This window comes from Streptomyces sp. ISL-36, from assembly GCF_018614205.1.
In the GTDB taxonomy this organism is placed as follows: domain Bacteria; phylum Actinomycetota; class Actinomycetes; order Streptomycetales; family Streptomycetaceae; genus Streptomyces.
The window spans coordinates 1-7,467 of sequence record NZ_JAGGOS010000197.1; the positions used below are offsets into that span (position 1 = coordinate 1).

The 7,467-nt window shown below is 72.1% G+C and carries 8 protein-coding genes; 6 read left to right on the top strand and 2 right to left on the bottom strand.

Translation table 11 applies throughout. From position 1 onward, the window contains the following. Together J7E93_RS35475 and J7E93_RS35480 are read right to left on the bottom strand one after the other, a co-directional pair. Positions 1–416, bottom strand: a 416-nt coding sequence (locus J7E93_RS35475; protein WP_215074160.1) for an acyl-CoA dehydrogenase family protein, incomplete at its 3' end; no start/stop codon positions are given. Then, positions 416–1,567: an acyl-CoA dehydrogenase family protein gene (locus J7E93_RS35480; protein WP_215074161.1), complete on the bottom strand. Its 1,152-nt coding sequence runs from the start codon at positions 1,565–1,567 to the stop codon at positions 416–418. The genes J7E93_RS35480 and J7E93_RS35475, both read right to left, overlap by 1 nt. 71 nt (positions 1,568–1,638) lie before the next feature. Here J7E93_RS35480 and J7E93_RS35485 point away from each other — a divergent pair, with 71 nt between their 5' ends. The 6 genes from J7E93_RS35485 to J7E93_RS35510 all read left to right on the top strand — a co-directional run. Continuing rightward, on the top strand, positions 1,639–2,814 hold the full coding sequence (locus J7E93_RS35485; RefSeq protein ID WP_215074162.1) for an acyl-CoA dehydrogenase family protein: 1,176 nt from the start codon (positions 1,639–1,641) through the stop codon (positions 2,812–2,814). Next, entirely contained in the window at positions 2,811–3,596 is a 786-nt protein-coding gene (locus J7E93_RS35490; RefSeq protein WP_215074163.1) for an SDR family oxidoreductase, read from the top strand. Before J7E93_RS35485 ends, J7E93_RS35490 begins: the two co-directional genes overlap by 4 nt. Positions 3,597–3,611: 15 nt before the next feature. Continuing rightward, complete coding sequence (locus J7E93_RS35495; RefSeq protein ID WP_215074164.1) at positions 3,612–4,259, top strand: TetR/AcrR family transcriptional regulator; 648 nt, start codon at positions 3,612–3,614, stop codon at positions 4,257–4,259. A gap of 36 nt (positions 4,260–4,295) precedes the next feature. Further along, positions 4,296–5,453: an acetyl-CoA C-acetyltransferase gene (locus J7E93_RS35500; RefSeq protein ID WP_215074165.1), complete on the top strand. Its 1,158-nt coding sequence runs from the start codon at positions 4,296–4,298 to the stop codon at positions 5,451–5,453. Positions 5,454–5,621: 168 nt separating this feature from the next. Next, on the top strand, positions 5,622–5,825 hold the full coding sequence (locus J7E93_RS35505) for a cold-shock protein (RefSeq protein ID WP_005318814.1): 204 nt from the start codon (positions 5,622–5,624) through the stop codon (positions 5,823–5,825). 95 nt (positions 5,826–5,920) lie between these two features. Beyond that, on the top strand, positions 5,921–7,467 hold a 1,547-nt coding region (locus tag J7E93_RS35510), incomplete at its 3' end, for a DEAD/DEAH box helicase (RefSeq protein ID WP_215074166.1).

Here is a 7,467-nt window from a genome sequence, read left to right on the forward strand (position 1 = left end):
CGGCCGGGGACGACGGAGGGCTGCCGGCGTGTGGGCGGCGCCAGTGTCGCCACCGTGCCGTCTGCCGCCATCCCTGGCAGCAGGCGCTTCGCTGGGCCGTCCTCGCCCCGGCGGGCCAGCTCCGTCAGCAGGGCCGCCGCCGCGACCGTCTCCACCGCCGGTCCCGGCACCCCGTGGCGTCCCAACTCGCCGAACGCGACCGCCAGTTCCACGGGGAGCGGCCCCACCCCCTCGTACGCCTCCGGAACCGCGAGGGCGAAGACCCCCGCCTCCGCGAGACGCGCCCACAGGGTGAGACCCGGGCCCGGGTCGCCCGCGCCCCAGGACCGTATCGCCGCCGGGGTGTCCGCGGCCGTCAGCATCGCGTCCAGCGAACGGCCGAAGTCCCGCTGCTCCTCGGTGAGCAGGAATCTCATCAGCGACGCCCCTTCGGCAGGCCGAGCAGCCGCTCGGCGATGATGTCGCGCTGGATCTCGTTCGTGCCCGCGTAGATCGGGCCCGCGAGCGAGAAGACATACCCCTCGGCCCACTCGCCGTCCGTCGACTCCGACTCCGCCTCCGCTCCCAGCAGATCGAGCGCCGTCTCGTGCAGAGCGATGTCGTACTCCGACCAGAAGACCTTGTTGAGACTCGACTCCGCCCCGATCGTCGCCCCCGCCGCGAAGCGGGACGCCCCGCCGGCCGTGAAGAGCTGATAGGCCCGCGCGCCGATCACCGCGTCCGCGACCCGGTCCCGCAGCGCCGTGTCCGACAAGGGCCCCGTCGCGCGCCACAGCCGTACGAGCCGGTCGGCCGCCGCCAGGAAGCGGCCGGGGGAGCGGAGCGTCAGCCCGCGCTCGTTGCCGGTCGTGGACATCGCGATCCGCCAGCCCTGGCCCGGCTCCCCGATCACGTCCTCGTCGGGCACGAACACCCCGTCGAGGAAGAGTTCGGCGAAGGCGGGCTTCCCGTCGAGCCGGCCGATGGGCCGGACGGTCACACCGGGCGCCCGCAGATCGAACATCAGATACGTCAGCCCCCGGTGCGGGCGGTCGGCCGCCGGATCGGTGCGGAAGATGCCGAAGGCCCGGTCGGCGAAGGCGGCCCGCGAGGACCAGGTCTTCTGCCCGGACAGCAGCCAGCCCCCCGACGTCCGTACCGCCCGCGAGGTGAGCGAGGCCAGGTCCGAGCCGGCCTCGGGCTCCGACCACGCCTGCGCCCAGACGGTCTCACCGGTCGCCATCGACGGCAGCACCCGCGCCCGCTGCTCCTCGGTGGCGTGGTCGAACAGGGTCGGGGCGAGCAGGTTGATGCCGTTCTGCGAGACACGGCCGGGCGCCCCCGCCGCGTAGTACTCCTCCTCGAAGACCAGCCAGCGGAAGATGTCCGCGCCCCGCCCGCCGTACCGCTCGGGCCAGGACACCACCGACCAGCGGTCGGCGGCCAGCTCCGCCTCCCAGGCGCGGTGGGCGGCGAAGCCCTCCGCGGTCTCCAGGGACGGCAGCGGCTCGGCCGGGACATGGGCGCGCAGCCAGGCCCGGGCCTCCGCTCGGAAGGCGTCCTCCTCGGCCGTGTACGACAGATCCATCGCCTCGCCCCGCCCTCTCCCTTGCCCCGCCATTCTTCCCTAACAAGTGTTTGGTAGGTTAACGTACGGCCATGAGCAGCGCCACGCAGAGCGTCGAGGAGTTCCGCACGGAGATACGGGACTGGCTGAAGGCCCACCTCACCGGCGAGTTCGCCGGCCTCAAGGGCCTCGGCGGCCCGGGCGGCGAGCACGAGGCGTTCGCCGGACGCCTCGCCTGGGAACGCCACCTGGCGGCCCACGGCTGGACCTGCGTCGGCTGGCCGAAGGAGTACGGCGGCCGCGGCGCGAGCATCGAGGAACAGATCGCCTTCCACGAGGAGTACGCCCTCGCCGACGCCCCCGCCCGCGTCAACCACATCGGCGAACAACTCCTCGGCCCCACCCTCATCGCCCACGGCACCGAGGAGCAGAAGGCGCGCTTCCTGCCCCCGATCCGGGCCGTCGAGGAACTCTGGTGCCAGGGCTACAGCGAACCCGGCGCCGGCTCCGACCTCGCCGCCGTCCGCACCCGCGCCACCCGTGAGGGCGACGCCTGGGTGGTGACCGGCCAGAAGATCTGGACCTCGCTCGCCCACGAGTCCCAGTGGTGCTTCGTCCTCGCCCGCACCGAGCCGGGCTCCGTGGGGGTCCCCCCGGACGGAGTCAGGGGGAGGCACGCGGGACTCTCGTACCTGCTCGTCCCGATGGAACAGCCGGGCGTCGAGGTCCGGCCGATCGTCCAGCTCACCGGCACCAGCGAGTTCAACGAGGTCTTCTTCGACGGCGCGCGGACCGACGCCGCCCACATCGTCGGCCAACCCGGCGACGGCTGGCGGATCGCGATGGCCACCCTCGGCTTCGAACGCGGTGTCTCCACCCTCGGCCAACAAGTCGGATTCCGCCGCGAGCTCGAAGGACTGATCGAGCTCGCCCGCCGCAACGGCGCCCTCGCCGACCCGCTGATCCGCGACCGGCTCGCCCGGTCCTGGACCGGACTGCAGGCCATGCGCGCGAACGCCCTGCGCGGCACGGACCCCTCCGTCGCCAAGCTGTACTGGTCCCACTGGCACCGCGACCTCGGCGAACTCGCCATGGAGATCCGCGGCGCCGCCGCCACCGTCGTCGCCGACGCACCGTACGAACTCGACAGCTGGCAACGGCTGTTCCTCTTCTCCCGCGCCGACACCCTCTACGCGGGATCCAGCGAGATCCAGCGCACCCTCATCGCCGAGCGGGTGCTCGGCCTCCCCAAGGAGCCGCGCCCATGACACCCCCGCCCGCGTACCCGCCGGCGCACGGCCTCCTCACCGGCCGCACCGCCGTCGTCACCGCCGCGGCCGGAGCCGGCATCGGAGGCGCCACCGCCCGCAGATTCCTGGAGGAGGGCGCCCGGGTGCTCGTCAGCGACGCCCACGCGCGCCGCCTCAAGGAGACCGCGACCGCCCTCGCCGCCGAGTTCGGCGCCGACCGGATCGACTCCCTCCCCTGCGACGTCACCGACGAGCCCCAGATCCAACGGCTCTTCGACACCGCCGTACAGCTCCACGGCGGCCTGGACGTCGTCGTCAACAACGCCGGACTCGGCGGCACAGCGGAACTCGTCGACATGACCGACGAGCAGTGGACCCGGGTCCTCGACACCACCCTGAACGGCACCTTCCGCTGCACCAGGGCCGCCCTGCGCCACTTCAAGGAGTCCGGCAGGACCGGCGCCGTCGTCAACAACGCCTCCGTCGTCGGCTGGCGCGCCCAGGCCGGCCAGGCCCACTACGCCGCCGCCAAGGCCGGCGTCATGGCGCTGACCCGCTGCGCCGCGATCGAGGCGGCCCCCTACGGCGTCCGCGTCAACGCCGTCTCCCCCTCGCTCGCCATGCACCCCCACCTGGTCAAGGTCACCTCCGCCGAACTCCTCGCCGAGCTCACCGAGCGCGAGGCCTTCGGGCGGTACGCCGAACCCTGGGAGATCGCCAACGTCATCGTCTTCCTCGCCAGCGGCTACTCCTCCTACATGACCGGCGAGACCGTCTCGGTCAGCAGCCAGCACGCGTAGGACCAGAATGGACGTGTGCCGAACACTCCCAGCAAGAAGAAGAACCAGGTGACCGCCTCGCCCGAGCGGCGCCGAGACCTCCTCGACACGGCGGCCGAGGTGTTCGCCGCGCAGGGGTACAACGCCACCACCGTCCGCAGGATCGCCGACGCCGCCGGCATGCTCGCCGGCAGCCTCTACTACCACTTCGATTCCAAGGAATCGATGCTCGACGAGATCCTCTCCACCTTCCTGACCGAGCTGTGGGAGGGGTACGACGCCGTCCTCGCCGCCGGCCTCGGCCCCAGGGAGACCATCGAGGCCCTGGTCACCGAGTCCTTCCGGGAGATCGACCGGCACCGCGCCGCCGTCGCCATCTACCAGAAGGAGGCCAAGCACCTCGTCGACCAGCCCCGCTTCCACTACCTCTCGGACTCGCAGCAGAAGTTCGAGAAGGCCTGGCTCGGCACCCTGGAGCGCGGGGTCCGGGCCGGGGCCTTCCGTACCGACCTCGACATCCGGCTCACCTACCGGTTCGTACGCGACACCGTCTGGGTCGCCGCGTCCTGGTACCGCCCGGGCGGCCGGCACAGCCCGGAGGAGATCGCCCGCCAGTACCTCTCGATGGTCCTGGACGGCATCGCCGTACGGAAGACGCCGCAGGACGCCGGACCGACCGTGTGAACCAACCGTGTGAACCGACCCTGTGAAGGAGCAGTCATGGCCGAGGCCTACATCGTCGAAGCCGTCCGCACCCCGGTGGGCCGCCGCAGGGGCGGCCTGGCCACCGTCCATCCGGCGGACCTCGGCGCCCACGTCCTGAAGGCCCTCGTCGAACGCTCCGGAATCGACCCCTCCGCCGTCGAGGACGTGGTCTTCGGCTGCCTCGACACCGTCGGACCGCAGGCCGGCGACATCGCCCGTACGGCCTGGCTCGCGGCCGGCCTCCCCGAGGAGGTCCCCGGCGTCACCGTCGACCGCCAGTGCGGCTCCTCCCAGCAGGCCGTGCACTTCGCGGCGCAGGGCGTCCTGTCCGGCACCCAGGACCTGGTCGTCGCCGGCGGCACCCAGAACATGTCGATGATCCCCATCGCCTACGCCTCCCGGCAGGCCGCCGAGCCGCTCGGCCTGACCGAGGGCCCCTACGCCGGCTCCGAGGGCTGGCGCGCCCGGTACGGCGACGCGCCCGTCAACCAGTTCCACGGCGCCGAGCTGATCGCCGCGAAATGGGGCATCACCCGCCGTGACCAGGAGGAATTCGCCCTCCGCTCCCACGAGCGGGCGCTGCGCGCGATCGACGAGGGCCGTTTCGCCCGCGAGACCGTGGCCTACGGCGACGTGCGCGTGGACGAGGGCCCGCGCCGGGACACCACCCTGGAGAGGATGGCCGGCCTGAAACCGGTCGTCGAAGGCGGCACGATCACCGCCGCCTGCTCCTCCCAGGTCTCCGACGGTGCCGCCGCGATGCTCCTCGCGAGCGAGCGCGCGGTCGCCGCACACGGACTGACCCCCCGCGCCCGCATCCACCACCTCTCGGTCCGCGGCGAGGACCCCGTCCGGATGCTCTCCGCCCCGATCCCGGCGACCGCGTACGCCCTGAAGAAGACCGGCATGTCGATCGACGACATGGACCTCGTCGAGATCAACGAGGCCTTCGCCCCGGTCGTCCTCGCCTGGCTGAAGGAGACCGGAGCCGACCCCGACCGGGTGAATGTGAACGGCGGCGCGATCGCCCTCGGTCACCCGCTCGGCGCGACCGGTGTGAAGCTGATGACCACTCTCCTGCACGAACTGGAGCGCACCGGCGGCCGGTTCGGCCTCCAGACCATGTGCGAGGGCGGCGGTCAGGCGAACGTGACGATCGTCGAACGGATGTGACACGCGTCGCTCTCCCGCCCTTTCGGGCGGGACGGCGTGCTAGTCTTTCCGTGTTGCTAGTTTTGGTACCCATGAACTTTATGTGCGCCTGACGGGAATGTTCCTTCAGGCGCAATTTTGTTTTCCGGACTCTCCGGGATGGGGACCCTACCTATTCAGGAGATTCACATGGCTACTGGAACCGTGAAGTGGTTCAACTCGGAAAAGGGCTTCGGCTTCATCGAGCAGGACGGCGGCGGCGCCGACGTCTTCGCCCACTACTCCAACATCGCGACCTCTGGCTTCCGTGAGCTGCAGGAAGGCCAGAAGGTCACCTTCGACGTCACGCAGGGCCAGAAGGGCCCGCAGGCGGAGAACATCCTCCCCGCCTGATTGCCGTAACGCGTTTTCTCGCAGCCGGGACCCGCACCGCGCAGGTGCGGGTCCCGGCTCGCGCTGTGCTCAGGCCAGGAAGGCATTTTTCCCCTATGACTCGCTCCGAAAGGCGGCCCCGTCGGGCCGCGGACTCCGCTTCCGGGACCCCGTCCGGAAATGGATCGGGCCGCTCCGCGCGCGGCTCGGGCGCCCGCGACGGCTCGGGCGGCACCGGCACCCGTAACGCCGCCGGAAACAGCGGCGCGCGCCGTGGCTCCGGCGCGCCCCGGGGCAAGGGCGGTGCCGGGCGCGGCCGGGGGCCCGCCACGCCTCCGCCGCCGCGTGAGTTCACCCTGCCCGAGACGCTGACGCCGGCGCTGCCCTCCGTCGAGTCCTTCGACGCCCTCGACATGCCCGCGGCGCTGGTCAAGACGCTCGCCGCCCACGGTGTCACCGAGCCGTTCCCGATCCAGGGCGCCACCCTGCCGAACTCGCTCGCCGGCCGGGACATCCTCGGCCGCGGCCGCACCGGCTCCGGCAAGACCCTCGCCTTCGGGCTCGCCCTGCTGGCCCGCACCGCGGGCCGCCGCGCCGAGCCCAAGGCACCGCTCGCCATGGTCCTCGTGCCCACCCGCGAGCTCGCCCAGCAGGTGACCGACGCCCTCGCCCCGTACGCCACCTCGGTGCAGCTGCGGGTCGCCACCGTCGTCGGCGGTATGTCGATCACCAAGCAGGCCAACTCCCTGCGCCGCGGCGCAGAGGTCCTGGTGGCCACCCCGGGACGGCTGAAGGACCTCATCGAGCGGGGCGACTGCCGGCTCGACCAGGTCGCGATCACCGTCCTCGACGAGGCCGACCAGATGGCCGACATGGGCTTCATGCCGCAGGTCGTCGCCCTGCTCAAGCAGGTCGAGCCGGACGGTCAGCGGATGCTGTTCTCGGCGACGCTCGACCAGAACATCGACCGGCTGGTGAAGATGTTCCTCACCGACCCGGTCGTGCACTCCGTCGACCCCTCGGCCGGCGCGGTCACGACGATGGAGCACCACCTGCTCTACATCGCCGACGAGACCGACAAGAAGGCCGTCACTCTGCGGATCGCCGCCCGCGACGGCCGGACGATCCTCTTCCTGGACACCAAGCGGGCCGTGGACCGGCTGGTGAAGCGGCTCCTCGCGAGCGGCGTCCGCGCCTCCGGCCTGCACGGCGGCCGCTCCCAGCCGCAGCGCAACCGCACCCTGGACCAGTTCAAGACCGGCCAGGTCACCGCGCTGGTGGCGACCAACGTGGCGGCCCGCGGCATCCACGTCGACGACCTCGACCTCGTCGTGAACGTCGACCCGCCGATCGACCACAAGGACTACCTGCACCGCGGCGGCCGCACGGCCCGGGCCGGCGAGTCCGGCAGCGTCGTTACCCTGGTGCTGCCCGAGCAGAAGCGGGACATGAGCCGGCTGATGTCGAACGCCGGCATCACCCCGCGTACGGCCCAGGTCAAGTCGAGCGACGAGGAGCTGACCCGGCTCACCGGTGCGCGTGAGCCGTCCGGCATACCGGTCGTCATCGAGGTCCCGCAGCCGCCCCAGCCCGCCGCGCCCTCCGGCAACGGCGGCCGCCGTTCCCGCCGCAGCGGCGGCGGTGGCGGTGGCGGTGGCGGTGG